The organism is Nocardioides marmoribigeumensis, from assembly GCF_031458325.1.
GTDB classification, from domain to species: domain Bacteria; phylum Actinomycetota; class Actinomycetes; order Propionibacteriales; family Nocardioidaceae; genus Marmoricola_A; species Marmoricola_A marmoribigeumensis.
Window position 1 is genome coordinate 680,798 of record NZ_JAVDYG010000001.1, and the last position, 26,284, is coordinate 707,081.

At 72.2% G+C, this 26,284-nt stretch carries 23 protein-coding genes; 6 read left to right on the forward strand and 17 right to left on the reverse strand.

Annotated features, from left to right (window positions below; all coding sequences use genetic code 11):
- Window positions 1-115 precede the first annotated feature (115 nt).
- Window positions 116-1,309: a phospholipase D-like domain-containing protein gene (locus tag J2S63_RS03355; RefSeq protein ID WP_374725129.1), complete on the forward strand. Its 1,194-nt coding sequence runs from the start codon at window positions 116-118 to the stop codon at window positions 1,307-1,309.
- Here the strand turns inward: J2S63_RS03355 and J2S63_RS03360 are convergent.
- The 10 genes from J2S63_RS03360 to J2S63_RS03405 form a co-directional block, all read right to left on the reverse strand.
- Window positions 1,306-1,797, reverse strand: a complete 492-nt coding sequence (locus tag J2S63_RS03360; protein ID WP_310298586.1) for an Rv1363c family protein — start codon at window positions 1,795-1,797, stop codon at window positions 1,306-1,308. The two genes, J2S63_RS03355 and J2S63_RS03360, sit on opposite strands and share 4 nt — an antisense overlap.
- Window positions 1,794-2,882 (reverse strand): MCE family protein, encoded by a 1,089-nt coding sequence (locus J2S63_RS03365; RefSeq protein ID WP_310298589.1) that lies wholly within the window; start codon window positions 2,880-2,882, stop codon window positions 1,794-1,796. The genes J2S63_RS03360 and J2S63_RS03365 overlap by 4 nt, the downstream gene beginning before the upstream one ends.
- Window positions 2,882-4,057, reverse strand: coding sequence for an MCE family protein (locus J2S63_RS03370; protein ID WP_310298591.1), 1,176 nt, complete (start codon window positions 4,055-4,057; stop codon window positions 2,882-2,884). Before J2S63_RS03370 ends, J2S63_RS03365 begins: the two co-directional genes overlap by 1 nt.
- The gene (locus J2S63_RS03375; protein ID WP_310298594.1) at window positions 4,054-5,139 is read right to left on the reverse strand and encodes an MCE family protein; all 1,086 of its coding nucleotides are present in this window, start codon (window positions 5,137-5,139) and stop codon (window positions 4,054-4,056) included. The genes J2S63_RS03370 and J2S63_RS03375 overlap by 4 nt, the downstream gene beginning before the upstream one ends.
- Window positions 5,139-6,146, reverse strand: a complete 1,008-nt coding sequence (locus tag J2S63_RS03380; RefSeq protein ID WP_310298597.1) for an MCE family protein — start codon at window positions 6,144-6,146, stop codon at window positions 5,139-5,141. The genes J2S63_RS03375 and J2S63_RS03380 overlap by 1 nt, the downstream gene beginning before the upstream one ends.
- Window positions 6,143-7,150, reverse strand: a complete 1,008-nt coding sequence (locus J2S63_RS03385; protein WP_310298599.1) for an MCE family protein — start codon at window positions 7,148-7,150, stop codon at window positions 6,143-6,145. Before J2S63_RS03385 ends, J2S63_RS03380 begins: the two co-directional genes overlap by 4 nt.
- The gene (locus J2S63_RS03390; protein WP_310298602.1) at window positions 7,147-8,274 is read right to left on the reverse strand and encodes an MCE family protein; all 1,128 of its coding nucleotides are present in this window, start codon (window positions 8,272-8,274) and stop codon (window positions 7,147-7,149) included. Before J2S63_RS03390 ends, J2S63_RS03385 begins: the two co-directional genes overlap by 4 nt.
- Window positions 8,275-8,283: 9 nt before the next feature.
- Window positions 8,284-9,162: an ABC transporter permease gene (locus J2S63_RS03395; protein WP_310298605.1), complete on the reverse strand. Its 879-nt coding sequence runs from the start codon at window positions 9,160-9,162 to the stop codon at window positions 8,284-8,286.
- Entirely contained in the window at window positions 9,159-9,986 is an 828-nt protein-coding gene (locus J2S63_RS03400) for an MlaE family ABC transporter permease (RefSeq protein WP_310298608.1), read from the reverse strand. Before J2S63_RS03400 ends, J2S63_RS03395 begins: the two co-directional genes overlap by 4 nt.
- A gap of 187 nt (window positions 9,987-10,173) precedes the next feature.
- Window positions 10,174-11,106 carry a DNA-3-methyladenine glycosylase family protein gene (locus J2S63_RS03405; RefSeq protein WP_310298611.1) on the reverse strand — a complete coding sequence of 311 codons (933 nt, stop codon included), beginning with the start codon at window positions 11,104-11,106 and terminating at the stop codon, window positions 10,174-10,176.
- Between the two features lie 111 nt (window positions 11,107-11,217).
- Here J2S63_RS03405 and J2S63_RS03410 point away from each other — a divergent pair, with 111 nt between their 5' ends.
- Entirely contained in the window at window positions 11,218-12,756 is a 1,539-nt protein-coding gene (locus tag J2S63_RS03410) for an ATP-dependent DNA ligase (RefSeq protein WP_310298614.1), read from the forward strand.
- Between the two features lie 61 nt (window positions 12,757-12,817).
- Complete coding sequence (locus tag J2S63_RS03415; protein WP_310298617.1) at window positions 12,818-13,537, forward strand: TetR/AcrR family transcriptional regulator; 720 nt, start codon at window positions 12,818-12,820, stop codon at window positions 13,535-13,537.
- A gap of 186 nt (window positions 13,538-13,723) precedes the next feature.
- Here the strand turns inward: J2S63_RS03415 and J2S63_RS03420 are convergent, their stop codons facing one another.
- Complete coding sequence (locus J2S63_RS03420; RefSeq protein WP_310298620.1) at window positions 13,724-15,007, reverse strand: acetyl-CoA C-acetyltransferase; 1,284 nt, start codon at window positions 15,005-15,007, stop codon at window positions 13,724-13,726.
- Window positions 15,008-15,227: 220 nt separating this feature from the next.
- Here J2S63_RS03420 and J2S63_RS03425 point away from each other — a divergent pair, with 220 nt between their 5' ends.
- Together J2S63_RS03425 and J2S63_RS03430 are read left to right on the forward strand one after the other, a co-directional pair.
- Window positions 15,228-16,574, forward strand: coding sequence for a 3-oxoacyl-ACP reductase (locus J2S63_RS03425; RefSeq protein WP_310298624.1), 1,347 nt, complete (start codon window positions 15,228-15,230; stop codon window positions 16,572-16,574).
- 12 nt (window positions 16,575-16,586) lie between these two features.
- A complete protein-coding gene (locus J2S63_RS03430; protein ID WP_310298627.1) occupies window positions 16,587-17,456 on the forward strand; it encodes a MaoC family dehydratase in 870 nt (289 codons plus the stop codon).
- A gap of 15 nt (window positions 17,457-17,471) precedes the next feature.
- Here the strand turns inward: J2S63_RS03430 and J2S63_RS03435 are convergent, their stop codons facing one another.
- Window positions 17,472-18,452, reverse strand: coding sequence for a DUF5995 family protein (locus J2S63_RS03435; RefSeq protein WP_310298630.1), 981 nt, complete (start codon window positions 18,450-18,452; stop codon window positions 17,472-17,474).
- Window positions 18,453-18,658: 206 nt separating this feature from the next.
- Between J2S63_RS03435 and J2S63_RS03440 the strand changes: the two genes are divergently transcribed.
- Window positions 18,659-20,122 carry an LVIVD repeat-containing protein gene (locus tag J2S63_RS03440; protein ID WP_310298632.1) on the forward strand — a complete coding sequence of 488 codons (1,464 nt, stop codon included), beginning with the start codon at window positions 18,659-18,661 and terminating at the stop codon, window positions 20,120-20,122.
- A gap of 1 nt (window position 20,123) precedes the next feature.
- On the opposite strand, the gene J2S63_RS03445 is transcribed toward J2S63_RS03440, so the two are convergent.
- The 5 genes from J2S63_RS03445 to dxs all read right to left on the reverse strand — a co-directional run bounded on the left by J2S63_RS03445 (window position 20,124) and on the right by dxs (window position 26,279).
- Window positions 20,124-21,116: an endonuclease/exonuclease/phosphatase family protein gene (locus J2S63_RS03445; RefSeq protein ID WP_310298635.1), complete on the reverse strand. Its 993-nt coding sequence runs from the start codon at window positions 21,114-21,116 to the stop codon at window positions 20,124-20,126.
- A gap of 50 nt (window positions 21,117-21,166) precedes the next feature.
- A complete protein-coding gene (locus J2S63_RS03450; protein ID WP_310298638.1) occupies window positions 21,167-22,378 on the reverse strand; it encodes a peptidoglycan DD-metalloendopeptidase family protein in 1,212 nt (403 codons plus the stop codon).
- 149 nt (window positions 22,379-22,527) lie between these two features.
- Window positions 22,528-23,391 (reverse strand): acyl-CoA thioesterase, encoded by an 864-nt coding sequence (locus J2S63_RS03455; protein WP_310298641.1) that lies wholly within the window; start codon window positions 23,389-23,391, stop codon window positions 22,528-22,530.
- A 45-nt stretch (window positions 23,392-23,436) separates the two neighbouring features.
- Window positions 23,437-24,363 carry a PAC2 family protein gene (locus tag J2S63_RS03460; protein WP_310298644.1) on the reverse strand — a complete coding sequence of 309 codons (927 nt, stop codon included), beginning with the start codon at window positions 24,361-24,363 and terminating at the stop codon, window positions 23,437-23,439.
- Window positions 24,360-26,279, reverse strand: coding sequence for a 1-deoxy-D-xylulose-5-phosphate synthase (gene dxs, locus J2S63_RS03465; RefSeq protein WP_310298647.1), 1,920 nt, complete (start codon window positions 26,277-26,279; stop codon window positions 24,360-24,362). The genes J2S63_RS03460 and dxs overlap by 4 nt, the downstream gene beginning before the upstream one ends.
- Window positions 26,280-26,284: the final 5 nt, after the last annotated feature.

Sequence of the window (26,284 nt, forward strand, 5' to 3'; positions counted from 1 at the left end):
TGACGATAACCGTGGGCACCGACAGTAGATTCCTGGTGTGCGCGAGCGACTGGTCAGGCTGAGACGGGCGACCGAGCCCGGTTCACCGGTGCGCGCGCGCGTCCGCACCACGTTGCTGGCGGTCTTCGGCCTCCAGGTGCTGGTCGCGCTGGTCCTCACGGTGGTCGACTCCTACCGGCGCCGCGGCAAGCGCCCCAAGCCGTTCGCGACCCGCCCGCCCACCGACGTCGCGGTCGGCGAGGGCACCCTGACCAGCTACACCTTCGGCGCGGACCTCTACGACGCGATGCTGGACGCCATCGGTCGCGCCCGGCAGCGGGTGCTGCTGGAGACCTACATCTGGAAGGGCGACGAGGTCGGCGAGCGCTTCAAGCAGGCGCTGTACGACGCCGCGGCCCGCGGGGTGGAGGTCTACGCGATCTACGACGGGTTCGCCAACCTCGTGGTCTCGCCGCGCTTCAAGCACTTCCGGCCGCCGATCCACGTGCTGCGCTACCCCGTCTACGGCGCCGGCATCCGGTTCTTCGACCTCCGGCGCTACGGACGCGACCACCGCAAGATCCTCGTCGTCGACGACGAGGTGGCGTTCGTCGGCGGCTACAACATCGGGTCGGCCTTCGCCACCGAGTGGCGCGACACCCACGTCTCGGTCACCGGACCCGCCGTGTGGGACCTGACCCGCGCGTTCGCGGACTTCTGGAACCTGCACCGCCGGGGCCACCACGGGGGGCCGCTCGTCGTCGAGGCGCCGTCGGACTGGGAGTCCCGGATCCGGGTCCAGCGCAACATCCCGCGGCTGTGGATGTTCCCGATCCGGGCGATGTACCTCGAGGCGATCAACCGCGCGGCGCGCAACATCTACCTCACCCAGGCCTACTTCATCCCCGACTCCGACTTCGCCGACAGCCTCGTGCGGGCCGCCCAGCGCGGGGTCGACGTCAAGATCCTGGTCCCGGAGACCTCCAACCACGTCGTCGCCGACTGGCTCTCGCGCGGCTACTACCGCGAGCTGCTCGCCGCGGGCGTGGAGATCTGGCGGTTCCACGGCGCGATGGTCCACGCCAAGACCGCCACGATCGACGGCAGCTGGTCGACGGTCGGCACCGCCAACATCGACCGGCTGTCGATGACCGGCAACTACGAGGTCAACCTCGAGGTGATCGACCCCGCGATGGCGCAGGAGATGGAGCGCATCTTCGAGATGGACCTGCGCAACGCCGACCGCCTCACCCTCGACGTGTGGGAGTCCCGCCCGGTGCAGGCCAAGCTCACCGAGCTCTTCCTCGCGCCGCTGCGGCCCCTGCTCTAGCGAAGCTCGACGTCGTCGACCAGCCAGCGACCGCCCTCGTGCACCATCTGCATCACCACGCGGTTGCTGTCGAGCGACGACTTGGCGTCGCCGGCCCGCCGGAGCTCCTGGTCGACGAACAGCAGCACCTCGACGTGGTCGACGTCGTCGGCGGTGCCGGCCGCGTCGCTGACCTTGCCCGTCGCGGTGGCGCGGGTGCGGGTGATCAGCTGGCGGATCGGCTTGGTGGACTCGCTGAAGGTCTTCTGGAACCTCGAAGTGCCGTCCTGGTCGATCCAGGCGAAGTCCTCGTCGACCGTGCGGTAGTCGTAGGAGGTCATCGACACCGCGATGCGCGAGGCCGCTCGGGTGGCGTCGTGCTCGGCGACGGCGAGGTCCCGGGTGCGGGTCAGGTCGGCGTCGTGGCGCCACAGCACGACCAGCGCCACCAGCGCGGCGACCAGCAGGACGACGAGGACCAGCATCCCCGCGCGGAGTCGTCGGGTCATCGAGCCGGCACCGGGACGGGTCCGGGCGCCCACTGGGCCCCCCGCTGGGAGAAGGCCAGGCCCTTCGGGCAGTGGCCCTGGTCCTGGAGCGGACGTCGCGTCGTGGCGCGCGGGCTGCGCCGGACCGTCGGGTAGTCGCAGGTCTCGGTGCGCTGCATGATCACGTCGAGGTGGCCGGCGCCGTTGCGGATCGCCCCGGCCAACGCGTTGAACCCGCGCGGGAACTGCACCAGCAGCTCCCGGATGTGGGGGTCGTGGGCGGCCATCACGTCGCTGAGCGTGATCGCGGGGTCGAGCAGCTGCGGCAGGGTCTCCCGGACGTCACGGACCACGCGACGCAGCTCCTCGAGCTGGCCCGGCGCCCGTTCGAGCAGCCGGAACAGCGTCGGGTCGTAGCCACGCAGCCAGGCGGCGAACAGCTTGCTGTTGCGCGCGATCCGGAGGATGTCGGCCGAGTTGTCGGTGCCGATGCGCAGCAGCACGTTGCCGTTCTCGAGCAGGCGCTCGGTCACCGGCCAGTTCTCGTCGAAGGTGCGCAGCAGCTCGCTGCCGTCCTTGACCAGGGTCTGGAGGTCGCGCTCGGCCCCGCCGAGCCCGGTCGCGATCTCGTCGAGGACGATCGCGACCTTCTTGGGCTGGATCTGCTCGATCAGCTTGTTGAGCGTGATCGCCATGCTGCCGAGGGTCTTGGGCAGGTCGACCGCGTCGGCCTTGATGACGCTGCCGTCCTTCAGGTAGGGGCCCTTCATGTCGGCCGGCTGGAAGTCGAGGTACTGCTCCCCGACCGGCGAGAGGCTGCGCACCTGCACGTGGCTGTCGGCGGGGATCTCGGTGCCCCCGGAGAGCTTGACCGTCGCCTCGACGCCCTCCGTGCCGAGGTCGAGCTTGGTCACCTTGCCGACGCGTACGCCGCGGAAGGTCGCCTGCGAGCCCTCGAAGAGACCGCCGGTGCGCGGCATCTCGACCTTGACCGTCGGGGCGTCCTCGAGCAGCGGGGTCTTGAGCACCGAGCCGAAGATGTAGAACACGCACAGCACCAGGGCCAGCACGATGCCGCCCCCGCTCAGGATGAACTTGCGCTCCATCAGCTCGTCCCCTGGACCATCGCGCGGAAGCTGAGGCCGCCGAGCAGGCCGCCCCCGCCGCCGCCGCCGCCGCCGCCGCCGGGCAGGATCGTCGGCAGCTTGGTGGGCAGCGGGATCGTCGGGAGGGCCGTCGGCAGGCCACCGGGGCCGGGGCTCTGCGACGGGCCGCCGCCAGGTCCGCCGCCGGGTCCGCCGGGGGTGCCGTCGAGCTTGATCGTGGCGTCGAGCGGGAGGAAGTCGCCCTCGACGGTGCGGTCGAGGAAGTCGGCCGCCGCGATCATGTTGCGCAGGCCCGGGGCGAGCTGGGACCGGGTCGAGAGGACCGCGTCCATGATCGGGCCGAGGTCACGCAGGATCGCCAGGATGTTCTGCTTGGTGGCCCCGACGACCTGCTTGGCCGTCGTCGAGAGGTCGTCCACGGCCTTGAGCAGCTTGATGATGTCGTCGGTGTTGCCGCGCAGCACCCGCGAGATCGGGATGACCTCGCGCAGCGCCCGGTTGATCGTGCCCCGCCGCGCGTTGAGCACCTTGGACGTGCTCGACAGCGACCGGAGCACCCGGTCGATGTCGCGGGTGCTGCGGTTGGCCTCGGCCAGGAAGGTGGTGAGCCGGCGAAGGGTGTCGCGCACCAGCGGCTCGCGCCCCCCGAGGGCGGTGTTGAGCTCGTCGGTGATCGTCCGCAGCTGCTCGAGCCCGCCGCCGTTGATCAGCAGCGACACGGCCGCGAGGGTGTCCTCCACCGTCGGGGCGGTGCTGGTGTCGGCGTGGGACAGCGCGTCGCCGTCCTCGAGCGGCTGACCGGTCCTCGACGGCGTGATCTGGATGAACAGCTCCCCGAGCGGGGTGTCGTAGCGCAGCCGCGCCTGGGAACCGTGGCGCAGCTTGGCCGAGGCCTTGATGTCCATCACGACCTTGGCCTTGAAGTCCTTGGCGGTCACGGTCTGGACCCGGCCCACCGGGACGCCGTTGACCTTGACCTGGGCGCCCTGCGCGAGGTTGAGGGCCTCGTCGAAGATCGCGCTCAGCCGGTAGGTCTCGCCCCCGACCTTGGACCCGGGGAGCGGCAGGTCGCCGTAGTCGGGCCCGCACGCCGACAGCCCGGTGGTCAGCACGAGGGCGACCAGGGCGGCGAGCAGCGAGGCCGTGCGGGGGCGACGGGCGGGTGAGCGGGTCACGGGGTGCCTCCCAGGATCGCGCCGAGCAGCTCCTCGGGGCTCGGTGGCACGGTCAGGCCGTTGCACAGGTCGCCGAGCGCGTCGCAGAGCTGCTGCACCTGCGACCCGCCCAGCGGCAGGGCCTGGGACAGGTCGGCGCGCACGCGGATGTTGCCGTTGGACGCGCGGGCCCGGGCCAGGTTGTCGCTGGCCAGCGGCAGTGCCTCGGCGATCTCGGCGAGGTCGCTGCGGGCGCGCACCAGGTTGGCCACCACCGCGGTGAGGTCCTTGGTGTCGCGCTTGATCCGACCGCGGTTGGCCTTGGCGAAGGCGGCGACGCTGTCGGCCGTGCGGGACAGGCTGGTCAGCGCCACCCCGAGGTTGTCGCGCTCGTCGGCCAGCAGCTGCGAGGCGTCGGCGACCTGGGCGACGAACCGGCGGACGGTCTGCTCGTCCTTGATCAGCGCGGAGGCGAGCGTGTCCAGCGAGCGCATCGTGGCGATGATGTCGCCGCTCTGGCCGTTGGTGGTCCGCACCGCCTCGGACAGCGAGGTGATCGTGCGGTTGATCTGCTCGCCCCGGCCCTGGAGGTTGTCGGCGGTGATGTCGATCAGCTGCTTGAGCGAGTTGGTCGCGTCGGGGTTGTCGACCAGCCCACGCCCGAGCTTGTCGACCGACGCGAGCACCTTGTCGAAGTCGACCGGCGTGACGGTGCGCTCGGTCGGGATGACCGCGCCGTCCTGGAGCTGCGGGCCACCCCGGTAGACCGGGGTCAGCTCGACGTAGCGGTCGGTCGCGACGCTGCGCGAGACCACCGCCGCGTTGACCCGGGCCGGGATCTTCACCTCGCCGTCGGTGATCGAGAGGGTCACCGTGACGTGGTCGCCCTTGGGCTCGATCTCGGTCACCTTGCCGATCGCGACGCCGAGGACACCGACGTCGTTGCCGGTGAACAGGCCGGCGGAGTCGAGCAGCTCGACCTTGACCGTGCGCGTGCCGGCGCCGCCGAGCAGCCCGCAGCCGGCGAGGGAGCCGGCCAGGAGCAGGGCGAGGAGGGCCGCGAGGGCCCGGGAGCACGCCGGGAGGCGGGTCTGGGTGGTCATCAGCGGCACCCGCTCCCGTTGTTGCAGTAGAGGTCGTCGGACTGGCCCGGGATGAGCAGCTCGATCCAGGGTCCGTTGCCGGCGGCGTTGGCGAGGTAGCGTCCGGCGACCGCGAGCTTGTGCAGCGCGCCTCGCAGCTGGTCGTCCTTGCTCTTCAGGATCCTCAGCACCTTGTCGAACTCGTCGAGGGCCGGCCCGATGTCCTGCTTGGTGTCGGCGATGATGCCGCGCACCGACGAGGCGAGGACGCGCACGTCGAGGAGGAGCCGGTGGATCGCCTCGCGACGACGCAGCAGCTCATCCACGACGAGGTTGGTCTGGCGCATGAGGCGGATCAGGTCGTCGCTGGAGGCGGCCAGCTGGTCGGCGACCTCGCGCGAGGAACGCAGCAGCCGGCCGAACTGGTCGCTGCGCTTGGCCACGACCTGCGAGAGCCGGTCGACGCCCTCGAGGGCCGGCAGGAACTCCGGACCACTGGCCCGCAGCGTGTCGGCGACGGTGCTCAGCGCCTGGCCGAGCAGGGCCGAGTCGAGCTTGTCGGCCGCGGCGGTGCCCTTGTCGATGACGTCCTGGAGGTTGAACGGCACCGAGGTCTGCGACAGCGGGACCAGCCCGTCGCGCAGCTCGCCGGCGCCCTGCGGGTCGATGTCGAGGTAGTGGGTGCCCAGCAGCGTGGAGACCTTGACCGCCGCCGTGGTGTCGCGGCCCAGCCGGATCGACCGGTCGACGGTGAAGTCGACCAGGACCCGGGTGCCGTCCAGGTGGATGCCGCGCACCTGGCCCGAGTCGACGCCGGCCACCTGCACCGACTCCCCCACCCGCAGGCCGGCGGTGTGGGGCAGCTGGGCGGAGTAGGACCTCGTCCCGATCGACACCGTGCTGATGACGACGACGAGGACGCTGAGCACGCCGAGGGCGACGAAGGCGGCGATGCCGATGCGGAACGGGTCCCGGTCGCCGAAGACCTTGCCGTTGGCGGCACGCAGGTTGATCGACGGGGTCCTCATCGGCACACCTTCGTCTGACGCGAGCTCGCGGTGCCCGTGCCGAACTGGACCCCGAGGATCGATCCGTCGAGGTTGCACAGGTAGGAGTTGAGCGCGCTCTCGTAGGACAGGCCGATCCCGACGATGCCCACGACGTTGCCGAACGCCTCGAGCGAGCTGCCGAACAGGCGGCCCTGGTCGGCGTACATCTGGGACAGCGCGCGCAGCTTGCGCACGTCGTTGCCCAGCGGCCGGCGGGCGTCGCGCAGCAGACCGCTGGTGGTGCCGATCAGGTCGCTGACCTTGCTCAGCGAGCGCCCGAAGGTCGCCCGGTTGCGGGCGAAGCCCTCCATCAGACGGCTCAGCTCCCGCACGGTCGACCGTAGCTGCGTGCCCTGCCCGGAGAGGTTGTCCAGCACGGGCGTGAGGTTGGTGACCACGTCGTCGAACAGCTGCTCGCGGTCGGCGAGGAAGCCGGTGAGGTCGGCGGTCTGCTTGAGCAGCATCTCGACCGTGCCGCCCTCGCCCTGCAGGACCTTGATGATGCTCTCCGCGAGCTTGTTGACGTCCTCGGGCTTGAGCACCGCGAACAACGGGCGGAAGCCGTTGAGCAGCGCGGTCAGGTCGAAGCCGGGGCTGGTGCGGTCGACCGGGACCGTGGCGCCCGGCTCGAGCGCAGGGCCCTGGCGGCCGGTCTGCACCATCGAGACGTAGCGCTGGCCGAGGAGGTTCTGGTAGCGGATCACCAGGTCGGTCGTGGTCAGCAGCGGCTGGTCCTTGGAGAGCACGAACCCGATGCGGGCGTCGCGGCCCTGCACCTCGATGCTCTGCACGCGGCCGACCTTGACCCCGGCCACCCGGACGTCGTCGCCGGTGCGCAGGCCGCTGACGTCGGAGAAGACCGCGTCGTACTCCACGACGTCACCGCTCACGTTGTTGGCCATCGTGTTGTAGAGCAGCGCCAGGAACAGGATCGAGACGGCGGTGAAGATGCCGAACTTGAGGGCGGTGCCGCGGATCCTCATCGTCGGCCCCCTCGCGTGAGCGAGCCCGCCACGAGGGCCCCGGCGTCGCCGCCACCGACCGCCGCACGACCCGCGCCGCCGCAGTTGCCACCGCGGGCGTTGCCGTAGCGCGGGCAGTCGGCCCGGGTGTAGTAGCTGTAGCGGCCGGCGTCGACGAGCACGCCGTCGACCTTGGCGGGGCCGCCGTTGCCGACGGTCTGGATCTTGCCGGACACGTTGTTGATCGCGAGCAGCGTGTCGACCAGCCCACCTCGGCTGTCGTAGAACGCGTCGGAGACGATCACCGCGGTGTTCACCAGCCGGACCAGCTTCTTGTCGTTGGCCTCGAGGAACCGGTCGGCGTCGCGCACCAGGGCGGTGCCGCCGGTGAGCAGCCGGGTGAGGTCGGCCTTCTGCTTGACCAGGTGGGCGCCGACGTAGAGGCCGTCGTCGACCGCGTCGAGGAGGTCGGGGGCCGCCTTGCTCACGGTCTCCAGGTTGGTGGCGAGCAGGTTGAGGTCCTCGCGGACCAACGGCATCGTGGGGGTCACCTTGCGCAGCAGGTCGTTGAGCGTCCTGATGGTGCGGCCGAGCTGCTCGCCGCGCCCGTCGAGCGCGCCGGCGACGGCGGACAGGGCGGTGTTGAGCTCGGCCGGGCCGAGCGCGTCGACCAGGCGGTCGATGCTGTCCAGCGCCTTCTGCAGCTCGAGGGTCGGCACCGAGGTGTCCTGCTCGATCACGTCGCCGGCCCGCAGGTGGCGACCGCCGGCCAGGTGACCGCCGGTCAGGTCGACGTACGTCGTGCCGAAGACCGTGGCGGGCAGGATGCGGGCCTCGACGTCGCTCGGGATGCCGTCGATGAGCTCGTTGTCCATCGTGAGGTCGAGGGTGACGCCGCCTGCGCCCCCGGAGATCGCCTTGACCCGGCCCACGATGAGGCCGCCGAGCTTGACGTCGGACCCGGGGCCGATCGAGCCGCCCGCGGTGTCGAGCCGCGTCGAGACCGGGCTGGTGTCGGCGAAGGCCCCCTTGAGGCTGGCCGCCATCAGCAGGATCAGGCCGACGAAGAAGGCGATGAGGATCAGGCCCCGTGCGACGAGGTCGTTGCGCGACGGACCGCCGCGAGCACTCCGGAAGACTCCCACCCGTCCCCCTCAGCCCGAGATCCGGAAGCCGGGGGACGCGCCCCAGAACAGCAGGGTGAGCACCATGTCGAGGAGCACGACGACCACGATCGAGGCGCGGATCGCGCGCCCGGTGGCCTCGCCGACGCCCTGCGGGCCGCCGGAGGCGTTGAAGCCGTACCAGCAGTGGATCAGCGCGACCGCGAACGCGAAGACCACGATCTTCACCACCGACAGGAGGATGTCCCGGCCCTGGATGAAGGCGGAGAAGTAGTGGTCGTAGGTGCCCCCGGACTGGTGGAACAGCAGCACGACGGTCGCCTGGGCGGCGATGTAGGAGCCGATCAGGCCGATGAGGTAGAGCGGCACGATCGCGAGCATCGCCGCGATGACGCGGGTGGTGACGAGGTAGCGCATGGGCTGCACCGCCATCACCGCCAGGGCGTCGATCTCCTCGTGCAGCCGCATCGACCCGAGCTGGGCGGTGAAGCGGCAGCCGACCTGGGCCGCGAGCGCGAGCGCCGCGATGAGGGGGGCGAGCTCGCGTGTGCTGACGCCCGCGGAGATGAAGCCCGTGAGCGGAGCCAGGCCGATCAGCTCGAGGCCGTTGAAGCCCTCGATGCCGAGCGAGGTGCCCGCCGCGACGGAGAGCAGGATCATCACCCCGACCGTGCCGCCGCCGACCAGGATCGCGCCGGAGCCCCAGGCGATGTCGGTCAGCTGCCGCATCACCTCCTTGGGGTAGCGCTTGAGCGTGATCGGGGTGACCGAGACCGCCTCGGCCGAGAACGACGCGAAGGACCCGACGTCGGCCAGGGCGTTGAGGGCCCCCTCCTTGGCGCCGGTGATCGAGTCCGCGACCGCCGACGCGGGGGTGCGCTTGCCGTCCTCCTGGATCGCCACCGTCACGCCACCTTCTGCGGGACGAGCATCACGTAGGCCTGGGTCAGGCCGACGTTGACCAGCGCCAGCAGGATCACGCTGAGCACGACCGACTGGTTGACCGCGTCCGCGACGCCCTTGGGGCCACCCTTGGCGTGCAGGCCCTTGTGGGCCGCGACGATCGTGGCGATGAACCCGAACAGCACCGCCTTGAGCTCGGCGAGCGCGAGGTCGGTGGGCTGGCCGAAGCTGATGAAGGCGCCGAGGTAGGTGCCGGAGCTGACGTCGCCGGAGCCCACGGTCAGCGCGAAGCCGGTGACGATGGCCGTCGTGGCGACGACCGCGCTGAGCAGGGCGGCGACGACGATCGCGGCGACGACGCGCGGGCTCACCAGGCGGCGCACGGGGTCGAGGCCCATCACCTTCATCGCGTCGATCTCCTCGCGGACCTGGCGGGCCCCGAGGTCGGCGGTGATGGCGGAGCCGACCGCGCCGGCGATCATCAGCGAGGTGACCAGCGGGGCTCCCTGGCGCAGCACGCCGATGCCGTTGACCGCGCCGACGAACGAGCTGGCGCCGATCTGCGAGGCGATGCCGCCGATCTGGATCGACACGATGACGCCGAACGGGATCGCCACGAGGATCGTCGGCAGCAGCGAGACCCGGACCATGAACCAGGCCTGCAGGAGGAACTCCTGCCAGGAGAACTTGCGGCTGATGATGTCGAGGATCGCCGCCCGGACCGAGTCGTAGGCCAGGAGGACCAGCTCGCCACCGGTGTGGATGCCCTCGCGTGCGCGGTCGCTGAGGTCGGCGTACGTCGCTCGCGCGGTGGTCGCGATGCTGGCCATGCTGCTCCTCTCGTGCCTCGGGTCGCGTGCTGCTCCACGACCGCGGGCACGGTGGGGGTCCTCGCTCCGGTGCCGGCCGCACAGGGCCGGCTGATGGTACCGAGCCGCCCCCGCATGGCAGCCACAAGATAACCACCGGGTGGTCGACGCGGTACGCTTTGCCCGATCTGCAGCGGCGGTGTCGACCTCACCGGCGTCCGCGACCGGCGGCCGGGACGTGGGTCGGCAGGGTCATCCGGGGGCCCCGTCGCGGGCGTCGCAGGCCCGCCATCCCGAGCAGGACCTGGACCCGGAGCCGGTGGCCGGCGTAGGGCTCGAGCAGCACGGCGAGCTGCTCGTCGTCGACCGGCGTGCCGGTGAGCGCCCAGCCGATGTCCTTGGCCACGTGGTAGTCGCCGAAGCTCACCGCGTCGGGATCGCCGAGGGCGCGCGCGCGGACCTCGGCCGAGGTCCACACCCCGATGCCGGGCAGCGTGCGCAGCCGCCGGTCGGCCTCGGCGTGGTCGACCAGCACCAGACGCTCGAGCGCGGGGGCGACCTGCAGCACGCGCTGGAGGGTGGTCGAGCGGGAGTGGTCGACGCCGTACTGCAACCAGCGCCACGACGGCACCTGGCGCAGCGTCGCGACGTCGGGGAAGACGCGCAGCCCGAGGTCGGCGCCGGGGCCGGGCGCCACCTCGCCGTGCTCGCGCACGAGCAGGCGCTGGGCGCGGAACGCCTCCTTGCCGGTGACCTTCTGCTCGATGACCGCCGGCACCAGGGACTCGAGCACCAGCCGCGTGCGCGGCACCCGCCAGTGGGCGAACGTCCGCGCCGGCGCCTCCAGGACGTCGTGGTGGACGGTGAACCCGCTCGGGTCGTCCTCGGCGCCGAGGAGGGTCGGGAGCCCGTCGAGGACCCAGTCGGCGCCCGGCCCCCAGGCGCTCGCGCGCACCTCCCCCGCCGCGTCCAGGGGGCGGATCGCCAGGGTGACCGGTCCCTCCGGCGTGCGGAAGGTCTTCCACAGCGTGCGCTGCTCGTCGGTGAGGTAGGTCGGGTCGCCCGGGCCGCGCCGCAGCCCGCCCAGCACGCGCGGGACGGGGCAGGGCCAGCCCGGTCGCCAGGTCCGCTCCACCTCCACGCTTCCACCGCCTTCGCTCCGCTCGGCGGCGGAGCCAGGCGTGGCCCTTGGCTCGCTCCGCTCGCTCACGCGTCCAGGTTAGGTGTCGGTGGGGACAGGAAGGATGGGCCCATGCTGCTCGCCGACCTCATCGACGTCTCGGCCCGCGTGGCCGCGACGCGGTCGCGCAACGACAAGACCGCCCTGGTGGCCGACCTGCTGTCCCGCGCCGAGCCCGACGAGGTCGAGGTGGTGGCCACCTACCTGTCCGGGGTGCCGCGCCAGCGGCGCACCGGGCTCGGGCACCGCTCGCTGCGCGACCTCCCTCCCCCGGCCACCTCGCCCACGCTGACCGTGGCCGACGTCGACGAGGCCCTGTCGACCGTGGCGACCGCCGCCGGCACGGGCTCCCGGGCCGTGCGCGCGTCGGCGGTCTCCTCGTTGTTCGGGCGGGCCACCCCCGAGGAGCAGACCTACCTCACCGCGCTGGTCCTGGAGAACCTCCGGCAGGGCGCCCTCGACTCGATCCTGCTCGACGCGATCGCCAAGGCGTCGGGCATCGGGGCCAAGGAGGTGCGCCGCGCGGCGATGTACCTCCCCGACTCCGGCGCCCTGGCCCACCTGGCGCTGCACGGCGGCGGCGCCGAGGCCCTGGCCGCGGTCGACATGGTCGTCGGCCGGCCCGTGCGCCCCATGCTCGCGTCCTCGGCACCCGCCCTGGCCGAGGCGCTCGCCAAGGCCGGCCCCTCGGCGTACGTCGACCGCAAGCTGGACGGCATCCGCGTGCAGGTCCACCGCGACGGCGAGGAGGTCCGCGTCTACACCCGCAGCCTCGACGACGTCACCGACCGGCTGCCCGAGGTGGTGGCGGCCGCCCGGTCCCTGCCGTCGGAGCAGGTGGTGCTCGACGGCGAGGTGATCGCCCTCGGCCCCGACGGCCGGCCCCGGCCGTTCCAGGAGACCGCCTCCCGCACCAGCAGCTCGGCCGATGTGGCCGGCGCCGCGGCGCGCACTCCCCTGTCGGTCGTGTTCTTCGACCTGCTCAACCTCGACGGACAGAGCCTGGTCGACCTGCCGCTGTCGTCCCGGTTGGCGCGGCTGGCCGCGCTCGCCCCCGAGTCGTTGCTCGTGCCGCGCGTGCAGCCGGCCACGGTCGAGGAGGGCCAGGACTTCTTCGAGTCGACCCTCACGGCCGGTCACGAGGGGGTCGTGGTCAAGGCCGCCGACGGGCCCTACGAGGCCGGGCGTCGTGGCGCGGGCTGGATCAAGGTCAAGCCGCGCCTGACCCTCGACCTCGTCGTCATCGGCGTCGAGTGGGGCAGCGGCCGGCGCCGGGGGCTGCTGTCCAACATCCACCTCGCCGCGCGCGACCCCGACCGGCAGCTCTCCGAGACCGGGTTCGTGATGCTCGGCAAGACGTTCAAGGGCATGTCCGACGAGATGCTCGCGTGGCAGACCGAGCGCTTCACCGAGCTCGCCGACGGGCCCACCGACGGCTGGGTCGTGCGGGTGCGGCCCGAGCAGGTCGTCGAGATCGCGCTCGACGGGCTGCAGACCTCCACGCGCTACCCCGCCGGGCTCGCCCTGCGGTTCGCCCGGGTCCTGCGCTACCGCGACGACAAGACCGCCGCCGAGGCCGACACGATCGAGACGGTCCGCGGCCTGGCGTGAGCGGTGTGACCTCCGCCGCGAGTCGTGCAACTCCCAGTTACACACCCGTACGATGACCGGCATGTCCGAGCAGGAGCCGGTGCAGCAGTCCGACGAGGCCGAGCAGGACGGGCGACGGCCCGACCGGAGGCGCTCCGCCGCGGCCGAGCGCAGGCGGGCCCGCGAGGCGGCGATCATCGCGGCCACGCGGTCCCTCCTCGACGCGCGCGGGGTGCGCGACGCGCAGATCGAGGACGTCGCCCGCGCGGTCGGGGTCAACCGCGCGATCATCTACCGCCACTTCACCGGCAAGGAGGAGCTCTTCGCCCTCACGCTGGTGGGCTACCTCCGCGAGCTCCAGCAGGCCCTGACCGACGCCGACGACCCGGAGGCCGGGCCCGAGGAGCGGTTGCGACGGGGCGCCAAGGCGTTCCTCGACTACGGCCGCGAGCACCCCGCGTTCGTCGACTGCGGCGTCACGATCCTGCGCAGCGGACCCGAGCTGCTCGACGAGATCAGCCCGTCGGCGCTCTTCCGGCTCGGCCGCGCGATGACCGGGTGCCTCGCCGGCGCGGTGGCGATCCTGCGGGAGGGCAAGGAGCAGGGCGTCTTCGACATCGAGGACCCTGACCTGGTTGCCAACACCACCTACGCGATGGGGCTCGGTGGTCTCCAGCTGGCCCGCCTGGGCGTCGTGGTCCGCGAGGACGCGCCCGGCGTCCCCGCCGTCGTACCCGTCGGTGCGGAGCAGGTCACCGACACCCTGGTCGAGGCGCTCATGGCGCTGGCGCGCACCCGCTGAGGGCGACCACCCGGACCGGCACGATGCCGGACGCTGGCCGCCGTCCACGCCTGGGCAGGCACTCGCGCCCGACGATGTGCCGGTCCCGGTGGTCGGGGCGATCCGACCGCTCACCGTGACGGGACGTGGCCGCGACATGGCGCGAGGCCCGCCACCTCACGGTGACGGGCCTCGACGCGGTGTGGGTCAGGGGGCCTCGACGATGGCCGTGACGCCCTGGCCGCCGGCGGCGCAGATGGAGATGACGCCCTTGCCGGAGCCCTTCTCGTGCAGCAGCTTGGCCAGGTTGGCCAGGATGCGGCCACCGGTGGCGGCGAAGGGGTGGCCCGCGGCGAGCGAGGAGCCGTTGACGTTGAGCTTGTCACGGTCGATCTCGCCCAGCGGCTCGTCGAGGCCGAGGCGCTCGCGGCAGTAGATCGGGTCGTTCCAGACCTTGAGCGTGGCGAGGACCTGCGAGGCGAAGGCCTCGTGGATCTCGTAGAAGTCGAAGTCCTGCAGCGTCAGGCCGTTGCGCTTCAGCATGCGCGGCATCGCGTAGGCCGGGGCCATGAGCAGGCCCTCCTGGCCGTGGACGTAGTCGACGGCGGCGGTCTCCCAGTCGGTCAGGTAGGCCAGGACCTCCCAGCCCTGCTCCTTGGCGTACTCCTCCGAGGCCAGCAGCACGACGGACGCGCCGTCGGTGAGCGGGGTGGAGTTGGCCGCGGTCATGGTGGCGGTCTCGCCCTTGCCGAACACCGGCTTGAGGGTGGACAGCTTCTCGACCGAGGAGTCGGGGCGGAGGTTCTGGTCGCGCTCGACCCCGCGGAACGGCGTGATCAGGTCGTCCTGGAAGCCCCGGTCGTACGCCGCGGCGAGGTTCTTGTGCGAGCGCACCGCCAGCTCGTCCTGCTCGTCGCGGGGGATCTGCCACTCCAGCGCGGTGACCGCGGCGGACTCGCCCATCGACAGGCCGGTGCGGGGCTCGCTGTTCTGCGGGATCGAGGGGGCCAGGTGACCCGGGCGCAGCTTGGCCAGCGCGGCGAGGCGGCCCTGCGTGGTCTTGGCGCGGTTGGCCTCGAGCAGGATCTTGCGCAGGCCCTCCCCCACCGCGATCGGGGCGTCGGAGGTGGTGTCGGTGCCGCCGGCGATGCCGACGTCGATCTGGCCGAGCGCGATCTTGGAGGCGACGAGGATCGCGGCCTGGATGCCGGTGTCGCAGGCCTGCTGGATGTCGTACGCCGGGGTCTCGGGCGAGAGCTTGGAGCCGAGGACCGACTCACGGGTGAGGTTGAAGTCGCGGGAGTGCTTGAGCACCGCGCCGGCGACGACCTCGTCGACCCGCTTCCCCTCGAGGCCGTAGCGCGAGGCCAGGCCGTCGATGGCCGCGGTGAGCATCTCCTGGTTGGAGGCGTCGGAGTAGACGGTGTTGGACCGGGCGAAGGGGATGCGGTTGCCGCCGATGACGGCGACGCGGCGGATCTTGGCCTGCATGGCGCTCCTCGTTGCTGGGAAAGGTCGGCGACGGGTCCGCATGTCTGAGCCGGTGGCCCGTCACCGGGTCAATCCTGTCCCCCTGCACGGGGTCAGGAAACCGATTGTCGGCGAGATCACCTTGTGTGGACTCCGAGTTACACCACTCGTTACCTTTTGTGTGAGCCTTGCGTGAGCCCCTGTGCACGGGGCACACCCGAACCATGGAGGAACCCTCGCGATGAGCGACCGCTACCAGTCCCTGATCCACACGCCCGTCGGCCAGCTCCTGGCCAAGAACCTCGGCCTGCCCAACCCGGTCGAGCTCGAGCGCTACGAGGAGGGTCAGCCGCTGGTGCAGGGCACCGTGGTCGTGGGCGGCTCCGGCCGCCTGGGCAACCAGCTCACGCTCGCGCTGGACGAGCTCGGCGTCTCGTTCGTGCAGGACGTCACCGAGGGCGAGACCTACAAGGGCCTGGTCTTCGACGCCACCGGCCTGACGTCCTCGGAGCAGCTGGTCGAGCTCCAGCACTTCTTCACCCCCAAGCTCCGCAAGCTCGACGCCTGCGCCCGCCTGGTCGTCATCGGCACCCCGCCGGAGAAGGTCAAGGACCAGGCCGAGCACGTCGCCCAGCGCGCGCTCGAGGGCTTCACCCGGTCCCTGGGCAAGGAGGCCGGCAACGGCACCACCGTCCAGCTGGTCTACGTCGCCCCCAAGGCCGACAACGGCCTCGCCTCGACCCTCGCCTTCCTCCTCTCGCCCAAGTCGGCGTACGTCAGCGGCCAGGTCATCCGGGTCGGTGCGGTCGGCGACGCCAAGGCCACCGACAAGATCGAGCCCGTCGACTGGACCAAGCCCCTGCTCGGCAAGACCGCGGTCGTGACCGGCGCCAGCCGCGGCATCGGCGAGCAGATCGCCCGCGTGCTGCACCGCGACGGGGCGACCGTGGTCGGCATCGACGTGCCCCAGGCCGCCGAGGACCTCACCCGCGTGATGAAGGACATCGACGGCGACCTCCTCACCCTCGACATCACCGCCAAGGACGCCCCGGCGCGCATCGCCCACCACGTGGCGACCAAGCACGGCGGCGCCGACATCGTCGTCCACAACGCCGGCATCACGCGCGACAAGAAGCTGGCCAACATGAAGGACGACGTGTTCGCCTCCGCGATCGCGGTCAACCTCACCGCTCCCGAGCGCATCACCAAGGTGATGCTCGAGGAGGGCGCGATCAACCCCAACGGGCGCATCGTCGGCGTCGCCTCGATCGCCGGCATCGCGGGCAACGTCGGCCAGACCAACTACGCCGCCTCCAAGGCCGGCGTGATCGGGTTCGTCGAGGCGCTCGCCCCGACCCTCAAGGACGGCATCACCGTCAACGCGGTGGCGCCGGGCTTCATCGAGACCAAGATGACCGCGGCCGTGCCGTTCATGACCCGCGAGGTCGGGCGTCGCCTCAACGCGATGCAGCAGGGCGGCCAGCCCGTCGACGTCGCCGAGGCGATCGCCTACTACGCCAGCCCCGCCTCCAGCGCGGTCAACGGCAACGTCGTCCGGGTCTGCGGCCAGATGATGCTGGGCGCGTGAGGGTGCGTGGGCATGACTGAGACCAGGACGATCAGCGACCCGCCCAGCGGGCTGCCCCTGATGGCCAAGGCGGTGCTCCCGGTGCTCCCGGGGGTCTCCGCCCTGCCGGGGGTCCGCAAGACCACCAAGGAGCTGCCCGACCTCGAGCTCCGGCGCCCCGGCGTCGCGGTCGACCCGGGCCACGTCGCGGCGTACTCCTCGGTGTGCGGCTTCGCGCGCAAGGACACGCTGCCGCTGCCCTACCTGCACATGCTGGCGTTCCCGCTGCACATGGCGCTGCTCACCGACAGCGCCTTCCCGTTCCCCGCCATGGGCACGGTGCACCTGGAGAACACCATCACCCAGCACCGTCCCTCGACGGCCTCGGAGACCTACGACGTCAGCGTGCGTCCGACCAACCTGCGGCCGCACGCCAAGGGCCAGGTCTTCGACATGGTCACCGAGGTGCGCGTGGGTGAGGAGCTCGTGTGGGACGAGGTCTCGACCTACCTGCGCCGCGGCAAGGGCGACGACGAGGCGCCGGCCGGCCTGGACCTCCCCGCCGTCGAGACCGGCGGCGTGGACTGGAGGCTGCCGGCCGACCTGGGCCGTCGCTACGGCGCGGTGTCGGGTGACCGCAACCCGATCCACCTCTACCCGTGGAGCGCCAGGGCGCTGGGCTTCAAGCGGCAGATCGCCCACGGCATGTGGACCAAGGCCCGCAGCATCGCCGCGATCGAGAACCGCCTGCCCGACCGGGTCAGCGTGGAGGTCGCGTTCAAGACCCCGGTGTTCCTGCCGGGCGTGGCGCAGTTCCGCGCGGAGACCACCGGCGCCGGCACGGCGTTCAGCCTGGTCAACCCGAAGTCGGGCGCTCCGCACCTGCACGGCCGGGCGCACTGACCGGTCCGACGAGGGTCAGTAGCCCCAGGGCGTGACGGCGCCGTACTCGTAGGCCACGGGTGCGGCGTCGCCCTTGTGCGCCGAGCACCAGGTGTCGCGCGCGGTCGTGGTGTTCAGCAGCGAGTAGCCCTGCGTCGCCAGGAGGCCCTGCGCCACGGCATTGGCGTCGGACTCGATCTTGTCCGCCACGAGCCGGCGCGCGGCGGCGTCCGGAGCCGCGAGCAGCGCCTCGGCGTTGCGCCAGGCGTTCTCCCGCCACAGCGAGACCATCTGGAAGAGCGCGGCGTAGGTCAGGCCGAACGGGTCGTCGGCGTCGTCCAGCGTGGAGTCGTAGCGTGCGGCTGCTTCGGCCAGCATCGGCTCGGTCGCGGAGTAGAGCCACTGCTCGACCTTGTCGTAGTCGGGCTTGCGCGAGGATCCGTCGGGAGCGACGGTGCCGACGGCGGCGATGACGAACGGCAGGTCGCGATTGATGTGCGCGCTCATGCCCAGCAGCAGGTCGCCGTTGCCGGTCACCTGCTTGTTCTTGGCCGCGTCGAAGGCGTAGAGCCAGGCCCGCGGGACCGCGGAGCGGTTGCCGTTGCGCCAGTTCCAGAACGCGTCGGTGTAGTAGCGCGCGAACACCGCGTCCTGGTGGTTGGCGAACGGCACGTCCTGGTAGTAGTCCGGCAGGTCACGGGTGTAGCCGTAGTACTGCGTCATGCGCAGGTAGGCCAGCGAGAAGATCGCGTTGTGCGAGCACGACTGGCCGTTGAGGTCGTGGATCTTGGCCAGCTCCTTCAGCGTCTTGCCCAGACAGCTCGACCGACCGGCCGCGCAGTCGTCGTCGCTGCCCGGCGTGTAGGTGTCCGACCACCCCGGGAGCGAGCTGCTCCAGGGGACGTAGAGCAGGTCGTCGGCCTGCGCCGGCGCGCTCGACACGGCCGCGAGGGCGGGTAGGACGAGCGCGCTCGCGCAGAGCACGACGACGCGACGCACCAGTGTGGTCCCAGACATGTGACGGCCTCCCACGGCTCTCCCGGAGCTCCCCAGCTCCCCTGCACCCGCGGGCAAGTCTTCTCGGGACCAACGGCCCCGTCCGGACGTTGCGGCGGATTTAGCCGCAAGCGGGTGCACTGGTCTCGACCACCGGCGAACTATGTCCTTTTCGGGACCGCCCGGACGCCAGTAACCTGAGGATTGTTTGGATCGTTGACCCGGGCATGAGGTCCCCCCGCCACGCCCTGCTGCGTCTCGCCCTGGCCGGCGGGCTGGCCGCCGGCTCCGTCGCCCTCGTGCTCCCCGACGGCGCGTCGACCGCCGTCTCCGAGCCGCCGCTGCGCGCGACCCCGCAGGCCAGGTGCAACGACGCCTCCCGCCCCGAGACCTCCACGCAGGGCCGGGTGCCGGCCGTCGACTACGCCAGCGGTCGGGCGGCCCGGGGCTACACCTGCAACGCCACCCAGGTCTCCCACCACGGCGGCGCCGGCGGCTTCAAGACCTTCCGCTACGTCGACCGCGCCGGCCACGTCTGCGGCTACTACGACTCGGGCTCGATCTTCTCCGCCGACCTGGTGACCCGGAAGGAGGGCACCGGCGTCGTCGTCCTCGACATGGCCGACCCCCGCCGGCCCCGGCAGACCGCCAACCTGACCACACCGGCGATGGAGACCCCGCACGAGTCGCTCTTCCTCAACCAGCGTCGCGGCCTCCTCGCCGCGGTCGCGGGCAACATCGAGACCCTGCCCGGCCAGCTCGACCTGTACGACGTCCGGGCCGACTGCCGGCACCCGCGGCTGCTGTCGACGCTCCCGCTCGGCGGGCTCGGCCACGAGAGCGGCTTCGCCCCCGACGGGCGCACGTTCTACACCTCCTCGACCTTCGGCCAGGTCGTCACCGCGGTCGACGTGAGCGACCCGGCCCTCCCCCACCCGATCGCGACGCTGGGCGGCGTCAACTTCCACGGCATGCGGCTCAGCGCCGACGGCCGCACCCTCTACGCCGCCAACCTGGGCAACCCGAGCGGCCCCGACTCGACGTACTCCAACGGCGGGCTGGCGGTCCTCGACGTGAGCTCGATCCAGGACCGCGACCCGCTCCCGGCGTTCAAGCCGGTCACCGGCCTGGCGTGGAGCTCCGGCTCGATCCCGCAGTCCGCGGACCCGGTCACGATCAAGGGTCACCGCTACCTGCTCGAGGTCGACGAGTTCGCCAACTACGGCGCCCGTCCCAACCTGGTCACGGGCCTCGGCTACCAGCCCGACGCCCCGGTCGGTGCGGCCCGGCTGATCGACGTCGACGACCGGCGGCACCCGCACGTGGTGTCCAACCTGCGCCTCGCCGTGCACCAGCCGAAGGCCCGGCTCGGCGCGCAGGGCAAGGACCCGGGCGCCTCCTCCCTCGTCGGGGGCTACGCCGCCCACTACTGCTCGGCGCCACGCACCGTCGACCCGGGCCTCGTGGCCTGCAGCATGATCCTGAGCGGCCTGCGGGTCTTCGACGTCCGCGACCCGGCCCACCCCCGCGAGGTGGCCTACTTCAACAAGCCGGCCCCCGGGGGTGCGGGGGCGTTCTCGGCGCCGGCGTGGGACCTGCGCCACCGGATGGTGTGGTACTCCGACACCACCAGCGGCTTCTACGCCGTGCGCCTGGCGAGGTCGGTCGTGCCCCGCCACTACTGGCAGTGACCTAGGCGACCGGCGCGACCACCGCGAGCACCGCGGTGTGGTCGCTGCGCGGGACCTCGACACGACGCAGCGAGGTCACGGTCCACCCCCGCCCGACGAGGACGTGGTCGATCGCGGCGAAGCGCGGCAGGGGCACGCCGAGCAGGTGCTGACGGCCGTGGCTCGGCCAGGTCGGCGCCCAGCCGCTGCCGGTGAGGTCCACGGCGTCGCGCAGCCCCTCGCCGAGCAGGCGCCGCAGGGGCAGGTGGTCGGTGGTCGCGTTGAAGTCGCCGGCCAGCAGGTCCGGACGCTCCCGGCGTACGGCGCGCAGCAGGTCGGCGTGGTCCTCGCGCCAGGTGTGCGGCCAGACCGGCGGCCCGGTGTGCACGCCGAGGAGGTCGACGTCGCGCCCCTCCCACCGCAGCGTGGCGCTCAGCACCCCCGAGGCCCGGGGCAGCGTCCGCAGCCGGGACATCGGCAGGTGCGACCAGATCATCGTCGCGGTGTCACCGGCGTCCGGGGACCACGAGCGGTGGGCGTAGGCGGCGACCAGACCGGCCCGGAGCGCCTGCTCGTACGCCTCGCCGGTCAGCTCCTCCACGACGACCACATCGGCGTCGGCGCCACGCGCGAGCCGCACGAGGTCCGCACCGGAGGCGCCGGTGTAGGCCAGCGCGTTGACGGTCAGCACGCGCAGCCGGGGCCCGTCGGCCGCCGCGGGTCCGTCGTCGGTGAAGGCGGGCGTGAGCCACCACAGGTGCAGCGCCAGCCCGGCGACCGCGAGCACGAGCAGTGCGGCGGCCGGCCGCCACCGCCGGACCAGGAGCGCGGCCCCGAGCGCCGCGACCGCGTAGGGCAGCACCGCCAGGGGCACCAGCGCGGCGAGCCGGATCATGGTCTCCTGCAGGGGACCCGCCGCAGGCTGCCAGAGCCGGGCCAGGGTGAGCACCCCGCCGCCCAGGAGCACCAGGACCACGACGACGCGGAGCACCCGCTGCCGCCGCTGCCCCGTCACAGGGCGCAACCTACCCGGGCGCCCGTCAGGGACCGGCCCAGCGAGGACACCTAGCGCGCGGTCCCGAACACCTTGCTCACCATCCGCGGGGAGGCACTGGTCGCGGTGGTCGCGTAGCGCTGGTTCCAGGTCGCCGTCGAGGGCGTCCAGGTGCCGAGGTCGGTGGTGCCGTCGCCGTTCCAGTCGCCGGCCACGGGCAGGTCGCCGGCCGCGCCGAGCCGCGTGGTCCCGGTCCACACCGTGCCGTCCCTGCCCACCATCCGCAGCGACCAGGTCGCGGTGGTCGGGTCGAAGACCCCGAGGTCGGTGGTGCCGTCGCCGTTCCAGTCGCCGGTGACCGGCAGTTGCGAGGTCGAGCCGAGCTGGACCTTGCGCACCGACCCGTTGGGCCACCGCATCCAGAACATCCCGGTCGCCGGGCGCCACAGGCCGATGTCGGTGGTGCCGTTGCCGTCCCAGTCGCCCACGAGCGGCTTGTCGTCGACGGCGCCGAGGCGCAGCTTGATCGCCGGCGCCCCGGAGGCCAGGCGCAGGACGTAGTCGGGCGTCGTCGCGCGGCGGACGCCGAGGTCGGTCCTGCCGTCGCCGTCGAAGTCGCCGACCAGGGGCCGGTCGGCGCCGAGCCCGCGCCGGGCTCGGGTCACCTGCCCTGCCTTGAGCAGGTTGAACCAGCCGTAGACGCGGCGGCTGAACGTGCCGAGGTCGTCCGTGCCGTCGTTGTTCCAGTCCCCGACGACCGGGACGTCGGGACAGTTCTTCGACGCCAGGGTGGAGCCGAACGTGAAGGCCACGCCGTCGAAGTAGGGCTGCACGTCGGTGCCGTTGCGCCGCTCCTCGAAGTGCAGGTGCGGACCGGTCGAGCCGCCGGAGGAGCCGACCGCCGCGATCACCTCGCCGGTGTCGACGCGCTGGCCGACGGTGACGTACTCCGCGGAGAGGTGGGCGTAGAGGGTGGTCTCGCCGTTGCCGTGGTCGAGGATCACGTAGAGGCCGTAGCTGCGGCTGCCGAGGTTCTCGACCCGGGTGATCACGCCCGGGGCGGGCGCGATCACCCTCTTGCCCAGGTCGCCGTCGCGGTTCCAGTCGATGGACAGTGCGCTCGGTGAGTGGGTCGGGCGCGAGTCACCGGTCCAGGCCTGGCCACAGGTGAACGGCATCGTGTAGTCGGTGACAGGCACCCGGGCGTACGCCGCGGAGGGCACCGCGACCGCGCCGGCGACGACGGGGGCCAGGACAGCGAGCAGGCGAGCACGACGGGACACGGAGACGGCTCCTCACACGGGCGGATGCACGGGGATGAGTCACCGTCGTCACATCCGTCACAGGAGCGACTGTGGTGCCCAGCAGCAACAAAAGTAGCCCGCTATCCGCGTGTCTGTCCTGACTTTGCGAGGAAGCCGTGCTAGCCGGCTCAGTCCTGGTGGCGCGGGCGGATCAGGCCCTCCTGCGCGACCGTGGCGACCATGCGGCCGTCCACGGTGAACAGGTGGCCGAACGCCAGCCCACGCGCGCCGGTCGCGATCGGCGACGTCTGGGAGTAGAGCAGCCAGTCATCGGCGCGGAAGTCGCGGTGGAACCAGATCGCGTGGTCCAGCGACGCGGCCTGCACCCGGCGGTGGCCCGGGTGGACCTGGTGCTTGACCAGCGTCGCGCCCAGCAGGGTCAGGTCGCTGAGGTAGGTCAGTGCGGCCTGGTGGACCAGCGGCTCGTCGGGCAGCCCGCCCTTGATCCGGATCCAGTAGTCGACGGCGGTCGGCCCGGTGAAGGTGTCCTCCTCGCCGCGCGCGGGCTCGCGGCGGGCCAGGCGCAGGTCCATCACCGACCACTCGCGCAGCCACTCGTCGCGACGCTGCGGGTCGTTGGCCATCCACTCGGTCACGTCGAAGGAGTCCTCGGGGCCCGGCACGTCGGGGATCACGTCCTGGTGCTCCCACCCCTCCTCCTCGATCTGGAAGGAGGCGGTCAGGCCGAAGATCGGTCGTCCGTGCTGACGGGCCAGCACCCGGCGCGTGGCGAACGAGCGGCCGTCGCGGACGCGCTCCACGTCGTACACCAGCGGGACCGTGGGGTCGCCGGGGCGCAGGAAGTAGGAGTGCAGCGAGTGGACCTCGGTCTCCTCCGGCGCGGTGCGCGCCGCGGCGACCAGCGCCTGCGCGGCGACCTGGCCGCCGAAGGTGCGCTGCATCTGCGTGTCGGGCTGCTTGCCGCGGAAGAGGTTGAGGTCGATGGTCTCCAGGTCGAGGAGCTCGACGAGCTCGGCGGCGGAGGAAGGCATCTGCCGATGGTCCCACGCGCCGGACGGCCTCCTGACCGTCAGGGGCTATCTGCCCTTGTCGTCTCGGTCACCCTCGTCGAGGTCGGCGAGGAACCGCTCGAACTGCGCGCCGAGCTCGTCACCCGTGGGCAGCTCGCCGTCCTCGGCGAGCGGGAGACGCTCGTCGTCGTCGGGGCGGTGGAAGGCGTCGTACTGCTGCTCGAGGCCGGCGACCACGTCACGGACCTCGGCCGACTCCGCCACCTGGGTGGCGATGTCGTCGGCGCGGGCCGCGGCCCGGGCGTGCAGCCCGGTCAGGTCCCACTGCAGCCCGGTCGCCTCGGCGGCGGCGGTGAGCAGCGGGATCGCGGACAGGGGGTAGTCGACCTGGGCGAGGTAGTGCGGCACGTGGGCGACGAAGCCGGTCGCGGCGTGGCCCCACTCCCCCAGTCGCAGCTCGAGCAGCGCCAGCGCGCTGGCCGGGATGCGGATCGCGCCGCGCCACATCGACGAGCGCGTGACCAGCTCGGGGCGGTTGCCGTGGTGGGTGATCATCACCGGCCGCGTGTGCGGGACGGCCATCGGCACCGCGCCCCACGAGACGACGAGGCTGACCCCGAAGTGCTCGACGACGGTGCGTACGGCGGCGCAGAACGCCTCCCAGTGCGTGTCGGGCTCGGGCCCGTGGAGCAGGAGGAAGGGCACCCCCGCCGCGTCGTGCACGAGGCGGCAGACCAGCCGCGGGGCCTGGTAGTCCTCGTAGTGGTCCTCGGCGAAGGTCATCGGGGGACGACGGGCGCGGTAGTCGTAGAACGCGTCGATCTCGAAGGTCGCGACCACGCGGCCCTGGTCGGTCTCGAGCAGGTGCGACAGCGCGCTCTGGGCCGCGCCACCGGCGTCGAGGAAGCCCTCCAGGACCGTGACCATCACCAGGTCGGAGGCGTCCTCGAGCTCGGGGACCTCGTCGACGATGAAGACGTGCGAGGCGCTCATGCCCGCCCCACCGATCGGACGGGGCCCGGGTCGTCGGTCGCGGACAGGGCCGCCATCGCCTCCACCACGTCGCGGGCCAGGGCCTGGGGGGTGAGGCCGATGCGCTCGAGGATCGCCGCGCGCTTGGCGTGGTCGAGGAACTCCTGGGGGACGCCGTGCAGGCGCACCGGGGTGGTGACGCCGGCGGCGTTGAGCGTCTGGAGCAGGACCGAGCCGCAGCCGCCGACGACCCCGTTGTCCTCGACGCTGACGACCAGCCGGTGCTCGGCGGCCAGCCCGACCAGGTCGGGCGAGACCGGCTTGACCCAGCGCGGGTCGACCACCGTGACCCCGATGCCCTGGGCCGCGAGGCGGTCGGCCACCTCCACGCAGGTCGTGGCCATCGCGCCGACGCCCACGAGGAGGACGTCACGGGCACCCTGCCGGACCAGCACGTCGACGTCGCCCACCCGGTCCACGGCCTCGAGGTCGGCCGGCGGCGGGCCCTTGGGGAACCGCACGACGGTGGGGGCGTCGGAGACGTCGAGCGCCTCGCGCAGCAGCTCGCGCAGCCGCGCGCCGTCGCGGGGCGCGGCCAGCCGCAGCCCGGGCACCACCTGGAGGAGCGAGAGGTCCCACATCCCGTTGTGGGAGGCGCCGTCGTCACCGGTGACCCCGGCCCGGTCGAGCACGAAGGTCACCCCGCAGCGGTGGAGCGCGCAGTCCATGAGCACCTGGTCGAGGGCGCGGTTGAGGAAGGTCGCGTAGACCGCGACCACCGGGTGGAGACCGCCCATCGCCAGGCCCGCGGCCGAGGTGGCGGCGTGCTGCTCGGCGATGCCCACGTCGAAGACCCGGTCGGGGTAGCGCTCGGCGAACAGGTGGAGGCCGACCGGGTGCAGCATCGCAGCGGTGATGCCCACGACGTCGGTGCGCTCGGCGCCGACGGCGACCATCTCGTCGGCGAAGAGGTCGGTCCAGATCAGGCCCTTGGTGGCCTCGCGGCCGGTCGTCACGTCGAAGGGGCCGGGCGAGTGGAACTGGTCGGCCTCGTGGCGCTCGGCGGCGTCGTAGCCCTGGCCCTTGCGGGTGATCGCGTGCACGATCACCGGCCCCTCGAAGCGCTTGGCCTGCAGCAGCGCCTGCTCCGTCGCGGCGAGGTCGTGGCCGTCGATCGGGCCGACGTACTTCAGGCCGAGGTCCTCGAAGAGGCCCTGGGGGGCGAGCGCGTCCTTGACCCCCTTCTTCATCGCGTGGAGGGCGTCGTAGACGGCCGGGCCCACGCCGGGCACGCCGTGGAGCCGCCGCTTGACCGCGTCGAGCATCGGCTCGTAGCGGGGGCTCGTGCGCAGCGTGGTCAGCGCCTCGGCGAGGCCGCCGACGGTCGGGGTGTAGGAGCGGCCGTTGTCGTTGACCACGATCACCAGCCGCCGGCGCTCGGCGGCGCCGACGGAGGCGATGTTGTTGAGCGCCTCCCAGGCCATGCCGCCGGTGAGCGCGCCGTCGCCGATGACGGCGACCACGTGACGGTCCTCGCCCTGGACCGAGTAGGCCTTGGCCAGGCCGTCGGCGTAGGACAGCGCGGTGGAGGCGTGGGAGTTCTCGACCAGGTCGTGCTCGGACTCGCGCTGGGAGGGGTAGCCGGACAGGCCGCCCTCGGTGCGCAGGGTGTCGAACTCCTTGGCGCGCCCGGTGACCATCTTGTGGACGTAGGCCTGGTGTCCGGTGTCCCAGACGACCTTGTCGTGCGGGGAGTCGAAGACCCGGTGGACGGCCAGGGTGAGCTCGACGACACCGAGGTTGGGGCCGAGGTGGCCACCGCGCGGGGAGCACGTGCTGACCAGGCGGTCGCGGATCTCGGCGGCCAGCTCGCGCAGCTCCTCGGGGGAGAGCGCGCGCAGGTCACCAGGACCGGTGAGCGAGTCGAGCAACGGCATCCCCC